The sequence below is a fragment of the Kribbella polygonati genome (genome assembly GCF_050320105.1).
GTDB lineage: Bacteria > Actinomycetota > Actinomycetes > Propionibacteriales > Kribbellaceae > Kribbella.
This window is the reverse complement of record NZ_CP190129.1, coordinates 2,849,624-2,869,519: the sequence shown is the minus strand read 5'-3', so window position 1 is coordinate 2,869,519 and position 19,896 is coordinate 2,849,624. Positions and strand designations below refer to the sequence as shown.

Here is a 19,896-nt window from a genome sequence, read left to right as displayed (position 1 = left end):
CTCGCCGGATGTAGGCCCGCGTGTCGGTGTCGCGGAACAAGCTATTGCCTGTTCCCAGACACCACCGCCTGTTCACGGTTGCCGACACCCGAGTAAACCCACCCGCAGATACCGTTGCCGAGGTGGATGAGCGGCGGCCCCGGCGGATCTCGCGAATGGTGCGTTACGGGATTGCCGCCGGACTGACCCTGGTGGTCGCCGTGACGGTGGCGTTTCTAGTGAGCGCGAGCACCCAATCCCACCTCACCACGATCGCCCTGATCGTGACGACCATCGGCCTACTCGCGATCTCGCTGCTGATCGGCAACCTGGGATGGCACCCACGCCTCAACGGACCGTACCTCGACGTCGCCACCCTCATCGGCCGCCAGTCGGTCGACCTCGCGCGCCTCACCGCGACCCGCTGGGAACGCAGCAGAGGCGGCGCGATCTGGATCCGGCTGCACGACGACATCACCGACGTATCGATCCAGATCCCGGTCCCGTACCAGGTCCGCCCAGCCATCACCCAAGCACTCAGCGACGCGATAACCCGCGGCGTCCAGGTCCCGCGGCGCATCACCAACCTCTTCAACCTCCCACCCGTCCCAGGCGCCCCGCGCAACGGCGGCAGCAACCTCGCCGTACTCGCGGGTGTCCTCGTCGGCATCCTGGTCTTCGGCGTCGTCTTCGGCCTGATCGCGTCATCCTGAGCGCGTCCTCAGCACCACCCGGCCGCTAGCCCCCCGCGGCGATACCGTGCGGCCGTGGAGGACACCCGCCCGCGCCGCATCCCGCGGCTGACCCGCCTCGGCCTGTCCGTCGGGCTCGTCCTGGTCATCGCCGCGGCGCTGGCGCTCCTCGCCACCGCGATCGGCCGGTCCTGGGTGACCTCGGTCGCCCTCGCGATCGCCGTCGTCGGCCTGATCGTGATCGCTCAGGTGATCGGGAACGTCGGAACGAACGCGCAGCTCAACGGCCACTACCTCGAAGCCCGCACCCTGATCGGCCGCCAGTCCGTGGACCTGACGTGTGTCACCGGTGTCCGCTGGGACCGGTCCAGGGGCGGCACGGTGTGGATCAGCGTCCACGACGACATCACCGACCTCGCGATCACGATCCCGGTTCCCTCGGCGGTCGAGCCGGTACTGACCGACGCGCTCCGCGCCGCCCTCGCCCGCGGGGTCCGGCTGCCGCGGCGCGTCACCGACCAGTTCGGCCTGCCGCCGGTCCCGGGCGCGCCGCGCGTCGGCGGCAGCAAGCTGACGATCCTCGCCGAGGTCGTCGTCGGCCTCGTCGCGTTCGCCGTGGTACTCGGCCTGATCGTCTCGTTCTGACCGTCAGGGCATGTCTCCTGATCCCGCGCCTACTGCGGGGCACCCGGCACGGCACCTCGCCGCACGGGTGCAAAGGCCACGATGCTCCGCATCGAGACCTTCGCCCTCGCACGCCGATGCACCGCACCGAGCACCTCCTCGCTACGGCGGGGGATCAGGAGACATGCCCTACGCTTGGCCGCGTGAGCCTTGCCGTACGAGTGATTCCCTGTCTGGACGTCGACGCCGGCCGTGTGGTCAAGGGCGTCAATTTCGCCGACCTGCGCGACGCGGGCGACCCGGTCGAGATGGCGCAGGTGTACGACGCCGAAGGCGCCGACGAGCTCACGTTCCTCGACATCACCGCCTCGTCGGGCTCCCGCGAGACGACGTACGACGTGGTCCGCCGGACCGCCGAGCAGGTGTTCATCCCGCTGACCGTCGGCGGCGGGGTCCGCGAGGCGGCCGACGTGGACCGGCTGCTCCGGGCGGGTGCCGACAAGGTCGGGATCAACACCGGCGCGATCGCGCGCCCCGAGGTGATCCGCGAGATCGCGCACCGGTTCGGCAACCAGGTGCTGGTGCTGTCGCTCGACGTACGGCGGTCCGCCGAGCAGCCGAGCGGGTTCGAGGTCACGACCCACGGCGGGCGGCGGTCCGCGGGGCTGGACGCGATCGAGTGGGCGCAGCGCGGGTGCGAGCTCGGCGCGGGCGAGATCCTGCTGAACTCGATGGACGCCGACGGCACCAAGCAGGGGTTCGACCTGGAGCTGATCAAGGCCGTCCGCGCGGTGGTCGACGTACCGCTGATCGCCAGCGGGGGAGCGGGGGCGCCGGAGCACTTCCCGCCGGCGGTGCAGGCCGGTGCGGACGCGGTCCTCGCGGCGAGCGTGTTCCACTTCGGCGACTTCCGGATCGCGGCCGTGAAGCAGGCGCTCCGGGACGCCGGGATCGTGGTTCGGTGAGTACGAAGGTGGAGCACTCGGAGGAACTGGTCGCGGCGATCGAGCTGGAGCTGTCCGCGCTGTTCCGCCGGTCCCGGTCGGCCTCGCTGCGGCTGGCCCGGCGGGTGCACCCGGACATGGACGCGGCCGGCTACGCGCTGATCTCCCAGATCGAGCTCGGCGCGAGTACGGGCGTCCGCGCGTCGGACGTGGCGCATGTCCTCGGGCTCGACAAGTCCACCGTGAGTCGTGGCATCACCCAGCTGGAGAACCTCGGCCTGATCGAGCGCATCGGCGACCCCGACGACGGCCGCGCCCGGCTGCTCCGGCTGACCACTTCCGGCGCCGAGCGCTACGAGGCGATGCGCACCCAGCGGCAGACCGAGTTCCGCGCGATCCTCGACCGCTGGAACCCGGCCGACCTCGCCGACCTCGGCCGTCTCCTCGGCCGGCTGAACACCGACCTCGGCTGAGGCGCCGGGCTCACAGGTAGTAACCACTTGTCCACATCCTGCGCATATGGTTGTGGAAACCAACTATCTGTGTATATAGTTGGGTTATGCAACTAGCTCAGCAACCCCTTGTCCCCGGGGTAGAGCGGGATGCGGCGGCTCAGGAGTTGCTCGAAGGGGTCAGTTCCCTGATCCGGGCCGTGCGCTGTATCGAGCACCGGCACCTCAGCGGCGACGGCGGACTGCGCCGATCCGACGCGAGCGTGCTGAAGGTGCTGATGAAGGACGGCGAGCAGCGTGGCGGCGAGATCGCCGGCAAGCTCGGCGTCGACGCGTCGGTGGTGAGCCGGCAGCTGACCGCACTGGAGGCCGACGGACTGGTGAGCCGTCGGCCGGATCCCGCCGATGCCCGGGTCGGGCTGGTCAGCCTCTCGGCCGAGGGCAAGGCCCGGCTGGAGGCCATGTACTCCGCCTACACCCGGCAACTCAGAACCGCGTTGGCAGACCTCGACGACGACGCGATGACAGCGGCCGCCGCAACGATGCAGCGGGTCGCGATCGCGATCACCGAGGCCAACAAACTCGTGAGGCAAAGCCCCAAGACTGGAGAGTAATGACTGTCACCGAGACCCGGCAGCAGACGCCCGCTGCGCCGGAACTCACCCACCGCGAGATCCTCGAGATCCTGATCGGCCTGCTCGCCGCGCTGTTCACGGCGATGCTGAGCTCGACCATCGTCAGCAACGCGCTGCCGACGATCATCGCGGACCTCGAGGGCACCCAGACGCAGTACACGTGGGTCCTCACCGCAAGCCTGCTGGCCACGACGGTGTCCACCCCGATCTGGGGCAAGCTCTCCGACCTGGTGAGCAAGAAGCTGCTGGTCCAGCTCGCGATCTCGGTCTTCGTGATCGGGTCTGCGCTGGCCGGTCTGTCCCACAACGTGCCGTTCCTGATCGGTGCCCGGGTCCTCCAGGGTCTCGCGATGGGTGGTCTGATGGCGCTCGCCCAGTCCATCATCGGCGCCGCGATCCCACCCCGGTCGCGGGGTCGGTACTCCGGCTACATGGGCGCGGTGATGGCGGTCGCGACCGTCAGCGGCCCGCTCATCGGCGGCGTCATCGTCGACACCTCGTGGCTCGGCTGGCGCTGGTGCTTCTACGTCTGCGTCCCGCTCGCCGTGGTCAGCCTGGTGATCCTGCAGAAGTACCTGCACCTGCCGGTGCTCAAGCGCAAGGTGCAGATCGACTACCTCGGTGCGATCCTGATCAGCATCGCGGCCAGCCTGCCGCTGCTCTGGGTGAGCTTCGCCGGCACGGACTTCGCCTGGGTGTCCTGGGAGTCCGCGCTGTTCGTCGGCGGCACGCTCGTGGCCGGTTTCCTCGCCGTACTCGTCGAGAACCGGGTCGCCGAGCCGCTCGTCCCGCTGAAGGTCGTGCGGGAGCGCACCACCGCGCTGGCGATCGTGGCCAGCCTGTCGGTCGGTGTCGCGATGTTCGGCAGCGCGCTGTTCCTCGGCCAGTACTTCCAGATCGCCCGCGGGTACAGCCCGACCGAGGCCGGTCTGCTGACGATCCCGATGATGCTCGGCTCGTTCGTCGGCTCGGCCGGATCGGGGCAGCTGATCACCCGCTACGGCAAGTGGAAGCGGTACCTGGTGTCCGGCGGCATCCTGCTGCTGGTCGGCCTGCTGATCCTCGGCACGATCGACCACAGCACGCCGTACTGGTACACCGGGCTCGGCATGCTGGCGATGGGCCTCGGCATGGGTATGACGATGCAGAACCTGGTGCTCGCGGTACAGAACACCGTCGACGTCACGCAGATCGGGGCCTCGTCCGCGACCGTCGCGTTCTTCCGCAGCCTCGGCGGTGCGGTCGGCGTCTCGGCGCTCGGCGCGGTGCTCGCCGCGCGGGTCAAGACCCTGATCGTCGCCGGTGTCCTCGCCGGACCGAACGGGCCCGAGGCCGCGCGCAAACTGCAGGAGGGCGGCTCCGGCAGCACCAGCCTGCTCGACGTGAAGAACCTGCCGCCGCAGCTGGCAGCCCTGGTTCGGCACGCGTACGGCGACGCCACCGGGCGGATCTTCCTGATCGCGGCCGCCTGTGCGGTGGTCAGCCTGATCGCTGTGGTGTTCATCAAGGAGGTCCCGCTCCGCAAGACGGTCACGAAGGCCGACCCGGTCGAGGAGCTGGTCGAGGACTAGCCGGGCGGCTCCAGTCCGGTCAGTTCGCGGGTGCGGATGATCGGGGAGCCGATCAGCCAGACGACGGACAACAGGCCGCCGGCGGCGGAGACGAGGAGGGTTTCGCGGACACCGATCCAGGTGCCGAGGAACCCGCCGGCGACCGCGCCGAGCGGCCTGATGCCGTAGTTGATGCTGCTGAACGCCCCTGCCACCCGGCTGCGCATGTGGTCGTGGCAGACCACGGCCTGCAACGCGTTCAGCGGTACGTCGAAGCACATGACCGCGAACGCCCCGACGAACTCGGCCGCCGCCAGCGCGACCGCCTTCACCCACAGCGGGCCGTTCGCCAGCGCGGCGATCGCGATCGAGGTCGGGAAGACGATCGCGCCGAACGCGATCACCGGCCCGGCGCCGAACCGGCGACTCAGCGGGGAGGCGCTGACCGCGCCGAGCAGGCCGCCCGACGCGCCGATGCCGAACGCCAGGCCGATCACCCCGGCGGACAGCCCGAGGATGCGGCTCGCGAACAGCACCAGCAGCGCCGTACTCATCAGGTTGAAGAAGTTCACCGTGGTGGCACAGCCCAGGCTGCGGCTGATGTACGGATGCTTCAGCACGTACCGCATCCCGGCCGCCGCCCGGCGCAGGATCGGCTCGCCGGACTCCTCCGAAGGGCCTGGGTCGATCTTCAGCCGGCTCAGCTGCACCGCCGAGAACACGAACGTGAACGCGTCGACGACGATCGCGATCGGCGCGCTCAGCCACTGCACCAGCAGACCGGCGACGGCCGGCCCGCCCATGAACGAGATCGACCGGGTCGCGGACAGCTTGCTGTTCGCCTCCAGGAACTGCTCGCGATCCACCAGCCGGACGAAGAACGACGCGTTCGCGGTGTTGAACACGACATGCGCCGTACCGGCCAGGACCGCGATCGCGTACAAGTGGCCGAGGGCAAGGAAACCGAGCCAGTAGGCGACCGGCAGCGTCAGCAGCAGCACCGTCCGGGTCAGGTCGGCGGCGATCATCAGCGGGCGTTTGTCGCGGCGGTGGTCGACCCAGGTGCCGATGAACAGCGACGCGATGTTCGGCAGCCAGACCGCCGCGGTCAGGAAACCGACCTGGCTGGGGGAGGCGTCCAGCATCGTCACCGCGATCAGCGGCAGCGCCAGCTCGGTGATCCGGTCGCCGAACTCGGACACGCCCTGCGCGGACCAGAACCGGCGGAACCGCCGGTCCCGCCACAGGCTCGTGGCGGCGAGCGTCCTCATCAGGAATCCGTTGCTTCGGGCAAGGAGATCCGCAGGTGCCGGACCGGCCGCGCGTCCGGCGGCAGGTCGCCGGCGTCGCGGCGCCGGACGTACGGCGCCAGCAGTTCCTCGATCGCGGACTCGATCGCGTCCGCCTCGGCCGGGGTGATGACCAGCAGTGTGTTCGCGGATCCGGCCCGCCGGCTCCACTCCGGGTCGAGGTTCGGCTCGGTGTCGACCAGCCAGTTCTGCGCGGCCTCGAGGGCCTGGTTCATGACCTCGGCCCGCAGCAGCCGGCCGGCCTCGGCGCCTTCCGGGGTGTCCGGCATCTCGTACCGGAACCCGCGGGACGCGGCGTACCACCAGCGTTGCCGCTTGTCCGAGCCGCTCGGCGGCGGACCGTCCTTCACCAGCCCGAACTGCGCCAGGTGCCGCAGGTGCCAGCTGGTCACCGAGGGGGAGGCGCCGACGTGTTCGGACAGCTGCGTGGCCGTCGCCGGGCTGTTGCCCTGCAGGTAGCTGAGCGCGGCCAGCCGGACCGGATGCGCGAGCGCGCGCATCGCCTGCGGGTCGGTGATCTCGAAATCGCCGTACGGATTCCTGAGAGACATGTTTCGAGAGTAATCTCTCAGATCTCCCGCGTCCAGATGTCGCTGATCAGGTCCGGGCGCATGCCGACGCCGGTGTACAGGGCGACGGCCGGGGTCGGGTTGCTGGTGTCGACATGCAGGATCGTGCCGGTCCGGCCGGCGGCCGCGTCGGCGGCGAAGGCGTGCCACAGCAGGTACTTGGCCAGCCCGCGCCCGCGGGCGGAGGACACGACCGCCAGGCGTCCGACGTACCCGCAGTTGTCCGTGCTGACGAAGTTGTCGTTGCACTCGGTCATCGCGACCGCCTGCCCGGCCTGTTCCAGGACCGTCACCTGCGACCAGTCGAACGTCGACCGGCTCTCCCGCGACGCCACCCACTCGTCGTACGGCCGCGGCAGCGTCCCGGGCTGCTCCGCGAACGCCTCCATCAGTACGGCGTGCGCCGCCCGCCGGCTCGCCTCGTCCGGAGCACCCCGCCGTACGACGATCCCGGCCGGCACCGCGGGCTCCGCCACCGGACCGTCGAAGGTGATCCGCATCCGGTGCACCGACGTCCCGATCGCATACCCCCGGGAGGCAAGTACATGCGGCAACAGCTGATCCTGTCGAATCGCCCCAACCCGAAGCACGGCCGCTCCGCGGCCGGCAGCGGCGCTGACGGCGGGGGTGAGGGCGGGGGTGACGGCGGGCGTGGCGGCTAGGCTGACGGCGGGCGCGGCGGCGGGGGTGACGGCGGGGGTCGCGGCGGGGGTCGCGGCGGGCGTGGCGGCGGGCGTGGCGGCGGGGCTGACGGCGGGCGCGGCGGCGGGGGTGACGGCGGGGGTCGCGGCGGGGGTCGCGGCGGGGGTGACGGCGGGGGTGACGGTGGGGGTCGCGGCGGGCGTGGCGGCGGGGGTTGCGGCGGGGGTGACGGCGGGGCTGGCGGCGGGGGTTGCGGCGGGGGTGACGGCGGGGGTTGCGGCGGGGGGCGCGGAGGCTGCGGTTGCGCGCTCTTCCGCCTTCTGGAGGAGCCAGTTGAGGACGGGTGGTTCGGTGCTGAGGATGTCGACGACGAGGTGCGAGCCGCCGGTGATCGGGACCGCCGTGGCCGACCCGGCGAAACCGTCGGGGCCGAAGACCACCCAGCCGTCGGTGGCCGGATTCGTCCCGGGGTCGCGCAAGTAGTTGGCGACGTCTTCCGGGCTGTGTTTGGCGAACCCCAGGAGCGCGGACGTGTAGACCGCGGACCGCTCGGCGATCAGCGGCGCGTCGTCCAGCCGCATCGGCCGCCAGGTGTACCCGTCGGGCAGGCTCATGCCGCGACCTCGCGCCGCAAGACCTCCATCACCAGTACGGCCCGCATCCCGACGGACAGGTACACGCCGAGCGCCGGTGTCGGGTTGTTCGTGTCGACGTGCAGGATCGTCCCGGCCCGCCCGTTCGCCGCGTCCACCGCGAACTGGTCGCGCAGCAGGAACTTCGCCAGGCCCTGCCCGCGCGCCTTCTCCAGTACGGCGAGCCGCCCGACGTACCCGCAGTCCTCGTCCTCGACGAACTGGTCGTTCGCGGACAGCATCGCGACCGCCTCGCCGTCCACCTCCAGCACCGTCAGCTGCGACCAGTCGAACGCCGAGTGGTTCTCCTGCGCCGCCTGCCACTCCTCGAACGGCCGCGGCGTGAACCCGAACTGCCCGTCGAAGGCAGCGTTCAGGACCGCATGCGCCGCCCGCCGGCTCGCCTCGTCCGGAGCACCCCGCCGAACCACAACCCCCGCCGGAACCTCCGGCGCATCAACAGCGCCGTGGTGGTCGATCCGCATCCGGTGGAACGTTGTCCCCGGAGCGAAGCCGTAGCCGGCCAGGCGTTCCGCCCGGGCGGTGTCGGCCCGGTAGTTGACGGCGTCGAGCTGGACCGACGAATGCCCGTAGCTTCGAGCGAACTCCGCCGTCCGCGTGAGGACCTCCGTGAGGAGATAGGCCTCCACGGCGACGTCGGTGGTGACCACGTCCGCGTCGAGCTGGCGGTGATCGCCCTTGCCGAACACCGCCGCGTACCCCATCAGGCGATCCCCGTCGAACACCAGCCAGCCGTCGGTCCCGGGGTCGAAGCCGGGCTCGGTGAGTTGGTCCTCCGCGTCCTGCAGGGTGTAGTCGGCGAAGCCGACGACCGAGGTGTTGTAGTCGGACACCAACTCGAGGAGCGCCCGCGCGTCCTCCTTCGCCGGTGGACGCACGGAGTACCTGTCAGGCAGTACGGCGGTCATTCGCCCATCGTGGTGAATGACCGCCGCACCTGTCGAACGGATTAGCAGGCCTTGTCCCACTCCGACTCACACGCCGGCGAGGCGGCCTTGAACGGCGCGACGACGGCCGGCGGGGGAGCCTGGTCGGACCACGACGCGAGCGTGACGCCGACCGCGTCCTCGATGGAGCGCGGGCTGACCAGGTAGTTGTTGCTGATCATCGAGAACACGAGCTTCCGGCCGTCCTTGTTCGTGACGTACCCGGACAGCGCGGTGACCCCGGTGAGCGAGCCGGTCTTGCCGTGCAGGTTGTTCGCGGCCGGGGTGTTCTGCATCCTGCTGCGCAGCGTGCCGCCGACGAACCGGTCCGGGTTGCCCGCGATCGGCAGCGCGTCGTACCACTGCTTCCACCACGACTCCTTCTGCGCACCGATCAGAACGTCGGTGACCGAGTCCGCGGTGACATTCACTTTCCGGGACAGGCCGGAGCCGTCGGACAGCCGGATCCGGCTGGTGTCGACGCCGAGGGACTTGGCGTACTTCGTCACCACGTCGAGCCCGGCCGGCCAGCTGCCGTCGGCCTCCGCGACCGCGCCCATCGTCTTGACCAGCGTCTCGGCGTGCATGTTGTTGGAGAGCTTGAGGAACGGCGTCATCAGCTCGCCGACCGTCATCGACTCGTCCCGGGCGAGGCGTCCCGCGCCGGCCGGGGTCGCCGCGTTCTTGATCGTGCCGCTGACCGTGATGCCCTGCGCCGCGAGCGCCCGGCGGAACACGTCGGCGGCGTACAGCTCGGGCTCCCAGACGGTCACCCAGTCCTGCTCGACCGCGGACCCGAGCGGCATCGACCCGGTGATCCGGACGACGTTCGTGCCGTGGTCGCGGTCGACGCTGATCGTGTTCGCGGAGCCGGCCGCGCCGGTGGTCGCGGTGTTGACCAGCTTGAGTACGCCGTTCGCGGGCAGCAGGTCGAGCTTCACCGGAGCGCCCGCGGCGGCACCCGGACGGGTCTCGACGATCGCCGTACCAGAGTCGTAGTCGGTGTTCGGCGCCAGCGTCAGCGCGGAGATCTGGGCGCTGTAGTAGTACGGCTCGTCGTCCCAGGACCAGGTGTCGCCGAGGCGGACGTGGTCGAAGTACGTGTCGTCCGCGACCAGGTCGCCGAAGACGCGGCGGACGCCGGCCGCCTTGAGCTGCTTGGCGAGGCCGGCGTAGTCCGACTCCAGCGCGGTCGGGTCGCCGTACCCCTTGAGGTAGAGGTCACCGAGCAGCTGTCCACCGCGGACGGGTGCGGTGGCGAGGACGTCGGTGTGGAAGCGGTACGACGGGCCGAGCGTGTGCATCGCGGCCGTCGAGGTGAACAGCTTGGTGTTCGACGCGGGCAGCAGCCGCTCGGCGCCGTTCTTGTCGTACAGGGTCTCGCCGGTGGTCGCGTCGCGGACCACGAGCGCGACCTGCGAACCGTCGTACCGGCTGTCGTTCAGCAGGCCGTCCAGCCGTTGCTGCAGCGGGGTCGCTTGCACGGCGGCCGGCGTCGCCGCCGACTGCCCGACGAAGCCGCCGCCGACCGCGGCGACCGCGGCCACGGCGGCCACCATCCCGCGTCCCGACACTCTCGGTAAAAGACTCACGAGATACTCCCTTGATCCAGGCGGAAATCAACTAGCGGGAGTCTCCACCCCGGAATCTTCAGGGTCCAGTGATTGAGGCGTGGTGTTTCAGGTGAATCGATGTAAAAGTGGATCCGCAGGTATCCGCCCCACCTGAGGAGTCACCCATGAGACGACTTCTGGCGGCCTTGGTGGCCGCACTGAGCCTGACCACGTTCCTGTCCGTACCAGCGCACGCGGCCGCCGGGGCCGTGTTCCCGAGCGAGATCATCGGCGAGAACTTCCCCGACCCGGACGTCTTCGAGCAGAACGGCACCTGGTACGCGTACGCCACCAACGGCAGCCGCGGCACCGTCCCGGTCACCTCCGCGCCGAGCGCCGACGGGCCGTGGACGATCCGCGGCGACGCGATGCCCGGCGGCCCGTCGAGCGCGTGGGCCCAGCCCGGCCGCACCTGGGCACCGGACGTCTACCCGAACCCGGACGGCACTTATACGCTCACCTACACCGCCTGGCACAAGGCGTCCGGCCGGCAGTGCATCGGCGTCGCCACCGCCACCAGTCCGCTCGGCCCGTTCCAGCCCGTCGGTACGGCCCCGCTGATCTGCCCGCTCGACATCGGCGGCGCCATCGACCCGAACACGTTCGTCGCGAACGACGGCACCCGCTACCTGGTCTGGAAGAACGACGGCAACGCGGTCAGCCAGCCGTCGACGCTCTGGCTCACCAAGACCGCGAACAACGGCCAGACGCTGGTCGGCGGCAACACCGCGATGCTGACCTCGAGCGGCATCATCGAGGCGCCCGACCTGGTGCAGCGCGGCTCGCAGTACGTGCTGTACTTCTCGAGCGGCGGGTACAGCGACTGCAACTACCTCACGTCGTACGCGACGTCGAAGAGCCTCGGCGGTCCGTGGACCACGGCGTACCGGCCGTTGATGACGACCGCGACGTTCGACAGCCACGTGTGCGGGCCGGGCGGCGCGGACTTCGTCGGCGGCAAGGTGTTCCTGCACGGCTGGGTGAACGGTGGCCGGCACCTGTACGTCGCGGACGTCGGGTACGCGAACGACTACCCGGTGGTCCGCGGCAGCCGGGTCCGGTACGAAGCTGAGCGCGGGACGCTCAATCACTGCACGGTCCGGTCGAACGCGGCCGGCGCGTCGGACGGCAAGGTGGTCGCGTACATCGACTACGCGGACTCGTGGGTGGAGAACACCGTGTTCGCGCCGGTCGCGGGCAGTTACACGCTGTACGTCGGGTACGCCAACGGTTCGGCGTCCACCGCCAGCCACGGGCTCGTTGTCAACGGCAACAACGCGGGCTCGGTCAGCTATCCCGTGACGGGCTGGGACAACTGGCACGAGAGTGCGGTCCCGGTCACGCTGAACGCCGGGTGGAACACGATCCGGCTGACCAAGGGCAACTTGTACACGGAGGTCGACTACCTCGAAGTGCAGTAAGAGCCTGACCCCGTAGTCTCGTAGTGCACAAGTACTACGGGGAAGCAGGCTGTCTATAGCATGGCAAAACCACCAGAACAGATCTCCCGGCGACGACGTCCGGTATGGCTGGATCTCCGCCGTACCGGACGCGGCCTGGGTGCCATGCTGTACGGCGGCCTCGCGTCGCTGATCACGCTGACGATCACATTCTGGCTGCTGCCCCAGATCAGCAGCGACGGCCGGCTGCCGATCTTCCGGCTGGTCGTGCTGCTGGCGGTGTTCTCGGTGCTGATGCGCTGGATCCTGGCCGGGATCGCGGTCCTGATCGGGTCGATCGGCGTCCTCGTCGGCGGCCTGCTGTCGCAGTTCGCGGTGGTGTACCTCGGGATCACCGTCGACCCCGGCGTCGACCTGCACGGCGGCGTCGAGGCGCCGGTGCTGGTGTCCATCGTGATGTCGTCGATCAGCGCCTTCGTCGGCTGGGTCGCGTACGCGGGCAGCGACGACGCGTACGTCGCCGAGGTGATGCGGGTCGTGCACCGCCGCGCCCGGCGGATCCAGCCCGCGCCGAAGACCGGGATGCTGATCGTCCAGATCGACGGCCTGTCCGCGCCGCTGCTGAACTGGATGGTGCTGGCCGGCAACCTGCCGAACCTCGGCGGCTGGATCCGGGACGGCAACCACTCGCTGCAGACCTGGCACACCGGCGTACCGGCGACCACGCCCGCCAGCCAGGCCGGCATCCTGCACGGCGGCTCGCTGCACATCCCGGCGTTCCGGTGGTACGAGAAGGAGACCGGCCGGGTGATGGTCACCAACCGGGCCCGGGACGCGGCGGAGATCGAGAAGCGGATGTCGACCGGGCGCGGGCTGCTCGCGGACGGCGGCGTCAGTATCAGCAACAACTGGTCCGGCGACGCCGAGAAGTGCGAGCTGGTCTTCAGCCGGGCCGCCCTGCCGACCAGCCGCAGCCGCGGCTACATCCGGTTCTTCTCCAGCCCGCAGGGGGCCGCGCGCGGCCTGATCCTGTGCGTGGCGGAGGTGATCAAGGAACTGCACCAGGCCCGCCGACAGCGCGTCCGGCACCTGGTCCCGCGGGTGAAGCGCGGCGGCGGGTACATCTTCCTGCGCGCGATCACCAACGTCCTGCTCCGCGACCTGAACGTCTCGCTGATCACGGACGAGCTGGTGAAGGGTACGCCGGTGGTCTACTGCGACTTCGTCGACTACGACGAGGTCGCGCACCACGCCGGGCCGACCCGGGCCGAGTCGCTGCAGACGCTGGAGGGCCTGGACCGGGTGCTCGGCGCGCTCCGGCGGATCATCGAGATCCTGCCGCACTCGTACGAGATCGTCGTCCTGTCCGACCACGGCCAGAGCCAGGGCTCGACGTTCCTGCAGCGGTACGGGCGGACCCTCGCCGAGGTGGTCGACGACCTGGTCGACACCACCAAGGAGCCGGTCCAGGCGGTCGGCAAGTCGGAGGGCTGGGGCCAGGTGAACGCGTTCCTCACCGAGCTCACGATGCGCCGCAGCGTCGCCGGATCGGTGACCCGGAAGGCGCTGCACGTGAAGACCGGCGAGGTCGAGCTCGGCCCGAAGGACTGCGAGCCGCCGGTCGCCCCGGACGAGCAGATGGTCGTCACGGCGTCCGGAAACCTCGCGCTGATCTACCTCGCGACCACCCCCGGCCGGGTCCCGCTGGAGGAGATCGAGCTGCTGCACCCGAAGCTGATCCCGGGTCTCGCGACGCATCCCGGGATCGGGTTCGTGGTCGTCGACTCGCTCGCCGAGGGCCCGGTCGCGATCGGCGCCGCCGGGGTCCACGTACTGCGCTCCGGGCGGGTCGAGGGGGAGGACCCGTTGACGCCGTACGGCGAACTCGCCGCCGCCTCGATGCTCCGGCAGGCGGGGATGCCGCACAACGGGGACCTCGTCGTGGTCAGCCGGCTCGACGAGTACACCCACGAGGTGGCGGCGTTCGAGGAACTGGTCGGCTGCCACGGCGGGATCGGCGGCTGGCAGACCGAGGCGGTGCTGGTGCACCCGAGCCGCTGGGTGCTCGGCGAGCCTCCCGTAGGCTCGGACGCGATCCACGAGGTGCTGATCGGCTGGCTGGAGAAGCTGGGGCAGCGCAAGGACCAGCGGGAACCGGTCGAGTCGAAGGTAGAGGCCTGAATGCGCGTCACCTGGTGGGGTCATGCCACCAGCACGATCGAGGCGAGCGGTACGCGGCTGCTCACGGATCCGGTGCTGACCGCGCGGATCGCGCATCTGCGGCGCCGCCGCGGGCCGGCGCCGCTGCCCGAGGCGGGTGACTGCGACGCGGTGCTGGTGTCGCATCTGCATGCCGACCACCTGCATCTGACGTCGTTGCCGTTCATCTCGCCGGACGCCGCGCTGGTCGTGCCGCGCGGTGCCGCGAAGCTGATCCACGCCGACAGCGGGCCGCTGTACTCGGACCGCTGCATCGAGGTTGCTCCCGGCAACCAGTTGAAGATCGGGTCGCTGCAGATCGACGTGGTCACCGCCGACCACGACGGCCGCCGGCTGCCGTGGTCGTCGTACTCCGCGCCCGCGGTCGGGTACCGGATCGACAGCTCGCCGAGTGTCTGGTTCGCCGGGGACACCGACCTGTACGACGGTCTCGCGGCGGAGGCCGGGCCGGTCGACGTCGCGCTGGTACCGGTCGGCGGCTGGGGGCCGTCGCTCGGCCCCGGGCACCTGGACCCGGTCCGGGCGGCCGAGGCGGTGCGGCGGGTCGGCGCGGCGACCGCGGTACCGGTACATTTCGGGACGTTCTGGCCGATCGGCTGCGACTGGATCAAGCCGGAGCTGTTCCTGCCACCGGGGGAGAGGTTCAAGACCGCGATGACCGACGTCGACCCCGGAGTGAAGGTCGAGGTCCTGACACCCGGCGGTTCGCTTGAGGTACCCGCATGAACGGGGACGCCACCTTTGACCTGTGGTACTTGTTCGCGTTGGCCGGGGCGGTGCTGATCGGGGCGGTGCTGCCCGTGCTGCCGACCGGGGCCGCGGTGTCGGCGGGCGCCGTACTGGCCTCGCACAGTCACCCGATCGGACTGGTCGGCGTCCTGATCGCCGGTGCGGGTGGTGCGTACGTCGGCGACCTGATCGTGTACGCGGGCTGCCGGTTCGGCGGTGAGCGGCTCGCGAAGCGGATCGGGTGGTTGCGGGACAACGCCTCGCTGGACGCGCTGCGGGACCGATTGGCCGAGCACGAGATCGGCGTCCTGCTCACGTCCCGGCTGATCCCTGGCGGCCGGGTGCCGGTGCTGCTCGCGGCGGGCCTCGCCGGGTACCGCTGGGAGCGGTTCGCGATCGTCGACCTGGCCGCCTCGTCGCTGTGGGCCGCGGTCTACATGGCGATCGGCCTGCTCGGCTACGCGCTCTTCGACGAGCCGTGGCAGGGCGTGCTGGCGGCGATCGTGCTGGTCATCCTGACCACGGTCGTCAGCAGCCTGATCCAGCGCGCCCGCCGCCGGTCGAAGGCCGCGTCAAAGACCGAATGACGCGTGCCGGAGCTGCTCCACCGCCTCCGCCTCGCCGTCCAGTCGTACGTCGGCCACCGCCTGCCGCCCGCTGCAGAACAGCACGAGCTCCGCAGGCTCACCGGTCACCGTCACGGTGCCGAGCGACGTCGGCTGCTTGGCGACCACCGACGTACCGTCCGGCCGGGCGAGCACCAGTCCGGTCGGCGACCTGCGGGCCATCGACCGCGCCGCCAGCCGGAGCCCCTTCCACAGGCCGTCCTGCTGGTCGGCCGGCAGCGTACGGATCTCGTACCCCGGCTGGGCGCGCCGGACGTCCTCGTGGTGGATGAAGTATTCCGAGGTGTTGAGCTGGCCGCCGAGCTTCGGCACCGCGAACAGCGACGCCCGCGGCGGCCCGTTCCGCACCTTGCCGACCACGTCGGCGAAGCCGTACCGCTCCTTCACCCGCTTCATCCGGCGCTCGGTCGTCTCCGCGAACGCGGAGATCACCAGCCCCGGACCGGCCATCGGATCGGCCTCCCGCACGTAGAGATGCACCGCGAGGTCGTAGGCGTCCCAGCCCTCGCACAACGTCGCGGCGGCCGGCCCGACGTCGTCGAACAGATCACACAGTGCGAGTCGTTCTACCCGGCTGTAGTCGGTCACATATCCGATCGTAGTTGTCGGTGGGGAATGGCAGAATGTCAATCGTTGTCATGCCTGTGTCCCACCTATGCACCTGACTGCCCTGGAGCCTGTTTTGCCTGTCCCGAAAGTCCCGGCCAAGGGCAGCGTCACCCGGAGAGGTTTCGGCGTGCTGCGCGTGGCGATCTGGGAGGAGCCGGGCATCTTCGCGCTGTCCGTGCTCGCCAGCATGCTGTACGGCGGGATGACCGTGGCCGGCGGCTGGGCGCTCGGCTGGTCCACCGACCACCTGATCCGCCCGGCGTTCGAGCGCGGCGACGTCAGCGGCGGCACGATCGCGGCGCTGATCTCGCTGTTCATCGGGATCGCGATCCTGAACGCGATCGGCGTCGTCGGCCGCCGCCTCGGCGCGGGCGTGATGCAGTTCCGGCTGCAGGCGACGTACCGCCGCCGGGTCACCCGGCAGTACCTGAAGCTGCCGCTCGAGTGGCACCACCAGCACTCCACCGGCATGTTGCTGTCGAACGCGAACGCCGACGTGGAGTCCACCTGGTTCGTGATCGCGCCGCTGCCGATGGCGATCGGTGTGATCGCGATGCTGGTGTTCGCGACCGTCGCGATGTTCGCCGCGGACGTCTGGCTGGCGCTGGTCGGCTGCCTGGTGTTCCCGCTGGTGTTCGTCGCGAACGTGATCTTCCAGCGGTACCTGCAGCCGCTCGCGACCCGCGCGCAGCAGCTCCGCGCGGACGTCTCCGAGGTGGCGCACGAGTCCTTCGACGGCGCGCTGGTGGTGAAGACGCTGGGCCGCGAGGCGGCCGAGACCGAGCGTTTCCGCGGCCCGACGTACGCGCTCCGGGACGCGAACATCGCGGTGAACAAGGCCCGCGGCATGTTCGACCCGGTGATCGACGGCCTGCCCCGGCTCGGCGTCCTCGCGGTGCTCCTGGTGGGCGTCGGGCGGGTCCGCTCGGGTGGCGCGGACGCGGGCGACGTGGTCCAGGTGGCGTTCCTGTTCACGCTGATCGGGTTCCCGATCCGGGCGCTCGGCTGGGTGCTCGGCGAGCTCCCGCGCTCGGTCGTCGGCTGGGACCGGGTGCAGCGCGTGCTGACCGCGGAGGGCGGGATGGAGTACGGCGAGGCCCGGCTCACGTCGGCGAAGGCGGCCCGGCTGCAGGTGGCCGGCGTCCGGTTCGGGTACCTCCCGGAGCGCGACGTACTCGCCGGGGTGGACTTCACCGTCGAGCCCGGGAGGACCGTCGCGGTCGTCGGGCCGACCGGGGCCGGGAAGTCCACGATGACCACGCTGCTGACCCGGCTGGTCGACCCGGAGCAGGGCGCGGTGAAGGTCGACGGCATCGACCTGCGCGAGCTGGCCCGCGACGAGCTGGCCGGATCGGTCGCGCTGGTCGCGCAGACGGCGTTCCTGTTCGACGACACGATCCGCGGCAACATCACGCTCGGCAGTGACACAACGGACTACACCGACGACGACGTCTGGGACGCGCTCCGGATCGCCCAGGGCGACAGCTTCGTGAAGGCGCTGGCCGACGGCCTGGACACCAGGGTCGGCGAGCGCGGTACGACGCTGTCCGGCGGGCAGCGGCAGCGGATCGCGCTCGCCCGCGCACTGGTCCGGCGGCCGCGGCTGCTGATCCTGGACGACGCGACGAGCGCGGTCGACCCGCAGGTCGAGGCCCGGATCCTGGCCGGCCTGCGGTCCGCCGTCCAGGAGGACGCCGGGGCGGCGACGACCGTGCTGGTGATCGCGTACCGGAAGGCGACGATCTCGCTCGCCGACGAGGTGCTGTTCCTGGACGAGGGCCGGATCCAGGCGCACGGCTCGCACACCGAGCTGCAGGCGTCGACCCCGGCGTACCGGGACCTGGTGGACGCGTACGAGAAGGACGCCGAACGGCGCGAGGAAGAAGAAGAGGTGTCGGCGTGAGTGCCGCAGAGGCGAGTCGTCTTGACCACGGCGACAACGCGGGTGGGATGCAGACCCTCAAGGAGGGCCTGAAGGTCTCGCCGGAGTTGGCGCGTGGGTGGTGGCTGACCGGGATTCTCGCGCTGACCATGACGGCCGGGCGGATCGTCGTACCGATCGCCGTCCAGCAGACCATCGACAAGGGCCTGTCCGGGCCGAACGGCCCGAACATGTCGTACGTCGCCTGGATGTGCCTGGTGTGCGCGCTCGGCGTGATCCTCACCGCGGGCGCGTCGTACCTGACCACCGTCCGGCTCGCGGTCAACTCCGAGCACGGGCTCGCGACGATGCGGATCAAGGCGTTCCGGCACGTGCACGACCTGCCGGTGCTGACCCAGAGCACCGAGCGCCGCGGCGCGCTGGTCAGCCGGGTCACGTCGGACGTCGACACGGTGTCGCAGTTCCTGCAGTTCGGCGGGTTCATCTTCCTGGTCAGCCTCGGGCAGATGTTCCTCGCGACGATCGTGATGTTCTTCTACTCCTGGCAGCTCGCGCTGGTCGTGCTGCTCTGCTTCGTCCCGCTGTTCGGCAGCCTGAAGTACCTGCAGCGCGCGATGTCTGCGGCGTACGGCGTGGTCCGGGCGAAGGTCGGCGAGATGCTGTCGGCGATCGCGGAGCCGGTGGTCGGCGCGCAGGTGGTCCGCTCGTACGCGATCGAGCAGCGCACCCAGGACCGGATCGACGCCTCGATCGAGGACTACCGGAAGACGGCGACCCGGGCGCAGGCGATCACCGGGGTGACGTTCTCGATCGGCGGTCTGGCCGCCGGGCTGGCGAACGCCGGCGTACTGACGGTCGGCGTGCTGCTGGGCGTGGACAAGCAGGCGACGCTGGGTGAGCTGCTCGCGTTCATGTTCCTGGTCGCGCTGTTCTCGGACCCGGTGCAGATCGCGACGCAGGTCCTGACCGACGCTCAGAGTGCGTTCGCCGGCTGGCGGCGGGTGCTCGGCGTGATCGCGACGCCGGCCGACGTCGCGGACCCGGGGGAGGACGGCGTTCGGCAGGCGCGTGGTCCGATCACGGTGGAGTTCGCCGACGTCGACTTCGCGTACCCGGAGGGCGAGCTGGTGCTGCGGGACGTCGACGTCCGGATCGAGCCGCGGCGACGGGTCGCGGTCGTCGGCGAGACCGGATCCGGCAAGACGACGTTCGCGAAGCTCCTCACCCGGCTGATGGACCCGACCTCCGGCGCGGTCCGGCTGGACGGGGTGGACGCGCGGGAGATCTCGTTCGACTCGCTGCGGGAGCGGGTCGTGATGGTGCCGCAGGACGGGTACCTGTTCGACGCGTCGCTGGCCGACAACGTGCGGTTCGGGCGGCCGGAGGTGACCGACGCGGAGCTGCTGGCCGCGTTCGAGTCGCTCGGGCTGACGGACTGGCTGGAGTCGCTGCCGGACGGGCTGGACTCACCGGTCGGGCAACGCGGCGAGTCGCTGTCCGCGGGGGAGCGGCAGCTGGTCGCGCTGGTCCGCGCGAACATCGCCGACCCGGACCTGCTGGTGCTGGACGAGGCGACCTCGGCGGTCGACCCCGGTACCGAGGTCCGGGTGAACGCGGCGCTCGAGCGGCTGATGGCCGGCCGTACGTCGGTCACGATCGCGCACCGGTTGTCGACGGCCGAGGCCGCCGACGAGGTCCTGGTGTTCGACGAGGGCGTCGTCGTGGAGCGCGGACCGCATGCGCGGCTGGTTTCCGCGGGCGGGGTCTACTCGCGGTTGCATCAGAGCTGGGTGGCGCAGAGCAGCGGCGTACCGAAGAACGGGTAGTCCTCGCCGCCGGCG

At 70.6% G+C, this 19,896-nt stretch carries 18 protein-coding genes; 12 read left to right on the top strand and 6 right to left on the bottom strand.

Features of this window, described 5'->3' with window-relative positions; translation table 11 throughout:
- The first annotated feature begins 155 nt into the window (after nt 1-155).
- The 6 genes from ACQHIV_RS13740 to ACQHIV_RS13715 all read left to right on the top strand — a co-directional run bounded on the left by ACQHIV_RS13740 (nt 156) and on the right by ACQHIV_RS13715 (nt 4,897).
- On the top strand, nt 156-692 hold the full coding sequence (locus ACQHIV_RS13740) for a hypothetical protein (RefSeq protein WP_427894285.1): 537 nt from the start codon (nt 156-158) through the stop codon (nt 690-692).
- Between the two features lie 54 nt (nt 693-746).
- On the top strand, nt 747-1,316 hold the full coding sequence (locus ACQHIV_RS13735; RefSeq protein WP_427894283.1) for a hypothetical protein: 570 nt from the start codon (nt 747-749) through the stop codon (nt 1,314-1,316).
- Between the two features lie 182 nt (nt 1,317-1,498).
- Nucleotides 1,499-2,260, top strand: coding sequence for an imidazole glycerol phosphate synthase subunit HisF (gene hisF, locus ACQHIV_RS13730; RefSeq protein WP_325037157.1), 762 nt, complete (start codon nt 1,499-1,501; stop codon nt 2,258-2,260).
- On the top strand, nt 2,257-2,712 hold the full coding sequence (locus ACQHIV_RS13725) for a MarR family winged helix-turn-helix transcriptional regulator (protein ID WP_427894281.1): 456 nt from the start codon (nt 2,257-2,259) through the stop codon (nt 2,710-2,712). Before hisF ends, ACQHIV_RS13725 begins: the two co-directional genes overlap by 4 nt.
- Before the next feature lie 86 nt (nt 2,713-2,798).
- Nucleotides 2,799-3,305 carry a MarR family winged helix-turn-helix transcriptional regulator gene (locus tag ACQHIV_RS13720; RefSeq protein WP_380195837.1) on the top strand — a complete coding sequence of 169 codons (507 nt, stop codon included), beginning with the start codon at nt 2,799-2,801 and terminating at the stop codon, nt 3,303-3,305.
- Nucleotides 3,305-4,897 (top strand): MDR family MFS transporter, encoded by a 1,593-nt coding sequence (locus tag ACQHIV_RS13715; RefSeq protein WP_427894280.1) that lies wholly within the window; start codon nt 3,305-3,307, stop codon nt 4,895-4,897. The genes ACQHIV_RS13720 and ACQHIV_RS13715 overlap by 1 nt, the downstream gene beginning before the upstream one ends.
- Here the strand turns inward: ACQHIV_RS13715 and ACQHIV_RS13710 are convergent.
- Genes ACQHIV_RS13710 through dacB form a run of 5 tightly spaced genes read right to left on the bottom strand, consistent with a single transcriptional unit; the run spans nt 4,894 to nt 10,535 of the window.
- Nucleotides 4,894-6,147 carry an MFS transporter gene (locus ACQHIV_RS13710; protein ID WP_427894278.1) on the bottom strand — a complete coding sequence of 418 codons (1,254 nt, stop codon included), beginning with the start codon at nt 6,145-6,147 and terminating at the stop codon, nt 4,894-4,896. The genes ACQHIV_RS13715 and ACQHIV_RS13710 overlap by 4 nt on opposite strands.
- Entirely contained in the window at nt 6,147-6,737 is a 591-nt protein-coding gene (locus ACQHIV_RS13705) for an ArsR/SmtB family transcription factor (protein WP_427894276.1), read from the bottom strand. Before ACQHIV_RS13705 ends, ACQHIV_RS13710 begins: the two co-directional genes overlap by 1 nt.
- Before the next feature lie 17 nt (nt 6,738-6,754).
- Nucleotides 6,755-8,011 (bottom strand): GNAT family N-acetyltransferase, encoded by a 1,257-nt coding sequence (locus ACQHIV_RS13700; protein ID WP_427894274.1) that lies wholly within the window; start codon nt 8,009-8,011, stop codon nt 6,755-6,757.
- Nucleotides 8,008-8,958, bottom strand: a complete 951-nt coding sequence (locus tag ACQHIV_RS13695) for a GNAT family N-acetyltransferase (protein WP_427894272.1) — start codon at nt 8,956-8,958, stop codon at nt 8,008-8,010. Before ACQHIV_RS13695 ends, ACQHIV_RS13700 begins: the two co-directional genes overlap by 4 nt.
- Before the next feature lie 41 nt (nt 8,959-8,999).
- Complete coding sequence (dacB, locus tag ACQHIV_RS13690; RefSeq protein ID WP_427894270.1) at nt 9,000-10,535, bottom strand: D-alanyl-D-alanine carboxypeptidase/D-alanyl-D-alanine endopeptidase; 1,536 nt, start codon at nt 10,533-10,535, stop codon at nt 9,000-9,002.
- 179 nt (nt 10,536-10,714) lie between these two features.
- On the opposite strand from dacB, the gene ACQHIV_RS13685 reads away from it, so the two are divergent.
- From ACQHIV_RS13685 to ACQHIV_RS13670, 4 genes are read left to right on the top strand one after another with little or no spacing between them, the layout of a single operon-like run.
- On the top strand, nt 10,715-12,010 hold the full coding sequence (locus ACQHIV_RS13685; protein ID WP_427894268.1) for a family 43 glycosylhydrolase: 1,296 nt from the start codon (nt 10,715-10,717) through the stop codon (nt 12,008-12,010).
- Between the two features lie 60 nt (nt 12,011-12,070).
- Nucleotides 12,071-14,170 carry an alkaline phosphatase family protein gene (locus tag ACQHIV_RS13680; RefSeq protein WP_427894266.1) on the top strand — a complete coding sequence of 700 codons (2,100 nt, stop codon included), beginning with the start codon at nt 12,071-12,073 and terminating at the stop codon, nt 14,168-14,170.
- Nucleotides 14,171-14,935, top strand: coding sequence for an MBL fold metallo-hydrolase (locus ACQHIV_RS13675; RefSeq protein WP_427894264.1), 765 nt, complete (start codon nt 14,171-14,173; stop codon nt 14,933-14,935).
- Nucleotides 14,932-15,525, top strand: a complete 594-nt coding sequence (locus ACQHIV_RS13670) for a DedA family protein (protein ID WP_427894262.1) — start codon at nt 14,932-14,934, stop codon at nt 15,523-15,525. Before ACQHIV_RS13675 ends, ACQHIV_RS13670 begins: the two co-directional genes overlap by 4 nt.
- Here the strand turns inward: ACQHIV_RS13670 and ACQHIV_RS13665 are convergent.
- Complete coding sequence (locus tag ACQHIV_RS13665; protein ID WP_427894261.1) at nt 15,511-16,152, bottom strand: TIGR03085 family metal-binding protein; 642 nt, start codon at nt 16,150-16,152, stop codon at nt 15,511-15,513. The genes ACQHIV_RS13670 and ACQHIV_RS13665 overlap by 15 nt on opposite strands.
- Before the next feature lie 94 nt (nt 16,153-16,246).
- Between ACQHIV_RS13665 and ACQHIV_RS13660 the strand changes: the two genes are divergently transcribed.
- Both ACQHIV_RS13660 and ACQHIV_RS13655 read left to right on the top strand, forming a co-directional pair.
- Nucleotides 16,247-18,076: an ABC transporter ATP-binding protein gene (locus ACQHIV_RS13660; protein WP_427894260.1), complete on the top strand. Its 1,830-nt coding sequence runs from the start codon at nt 16,247-16,249 to the stop codon at nt 18,074-18,076.
- A complete protein-coding gene (locus ACQHIV_RS13655) occupies nt 18,073-19,881 on the top strand; it encodes an ABC transporter ATP-binding protein (RefSeq protein ID WP_427894258.1) in 1,809 nt (602 codons plus the stop codon). Before ACQHIV_RS13660 ends, ACQHIV_RS13655 begins: the two co-directional genes overlap by 4 nt.
- Nucleotides 19,882-19,896: the final 15 nt, after the last annotated feature.

What these genes read in the sequence shown, in the direction of transcription:
- ACQHIV_RS13740 (WP_427894285.1), top strand. Translation starts at nt 156, where the DNA reads ATGGTGCGTTACGGGATTGCCGCCGGACTGACCCTGGTGGTCGCCGTG.
- ACQHIV_RS13720 (WP_380195837.1), top strand. Translation starts at nt 2,799, where the DNA reads ATGCAACTAGCTCAGCAACCCCTTGTCCCCGGGGTAGAGCGGGATGCG.
- ACQHIV_RS13715 (WP_427894280.1), top strand. Translation starts at nt 3,305, where the DNA reads ATGACTGTCACCGAGACCCGGCAGCAGACGCCCGCTGCGCCGGAACTC.
- ACQHIV_RS13710 (WP_427894278.1), bottom strand. Translation starts at nt 6,147, where the DNA reads ATGAGGACGCTCGCCGCCACGAGCCTGTGGCGGGACCGGCGGTTCCGC.
- ACQHIV_RS13705 (WP_427894276.1), bottom strand. Translation starts at nt 6,737, where the DNA reads ATGTCTCTCAGGAATCCGTACGGCGATTTCGAGATCACCGACCCGCAG.
- ACQHIV_RS13700 (WP_427894274.1), bottom strand. Translation starts at nt 8,011, where the DNA reads ATGAGCCTGCCCGACGGGTACACCTGGCGGCCGATGCGGCTGGACGAC.
- ACQHIV_RS13695 (WP_427894272.1), bottom strand. Translation starts at nt 8,958, where the DNA reads ATGACCGCCGTACTGCCTGACAGGTACTCCGTGCGTCCACCGGCGAAG.
- dacB (WP_427894270.1), bottom strand. Translation starts at nt 10,535, where the DNA reads ATGGTGGCCGCCGTGGCCGCGGTCGCCGCGGTCGGCGGCGGCTTCGTC.
- ACQHIV_RS13685 (WP_427894268.1), top strand. Translation starts at nt 10,715, where the DNA reads ATGAGACGACTTCTGGCGGCCTTGGTGGCCGCACTGAGCCTGACCACG.
- ACQHIV_RS13680 (WP_427894266.1), top strand. Translation starts at nt 12,071, where the DNA reads ATGGCAAAACCACCAGAACAGATCTCCCGGCGACGACGTCCGGTATGG.
- ACQHIV_RS13675 (WP_427894264.1), top strand. Translation starts at nt 14,171, where the DNA reads ATGCGCGTCACCTGGTGGGGTCATGCCACCAGCACGATCGAGGCGAGC.
- ACQHIV_RS13670 (WP_427894262.1), top strand. Translation starts at nt 14,932, where the DNA reads ATGAACGGGGACGCCACCTTTGACCTGTGGTACTTGTTCGCGTTGGCC.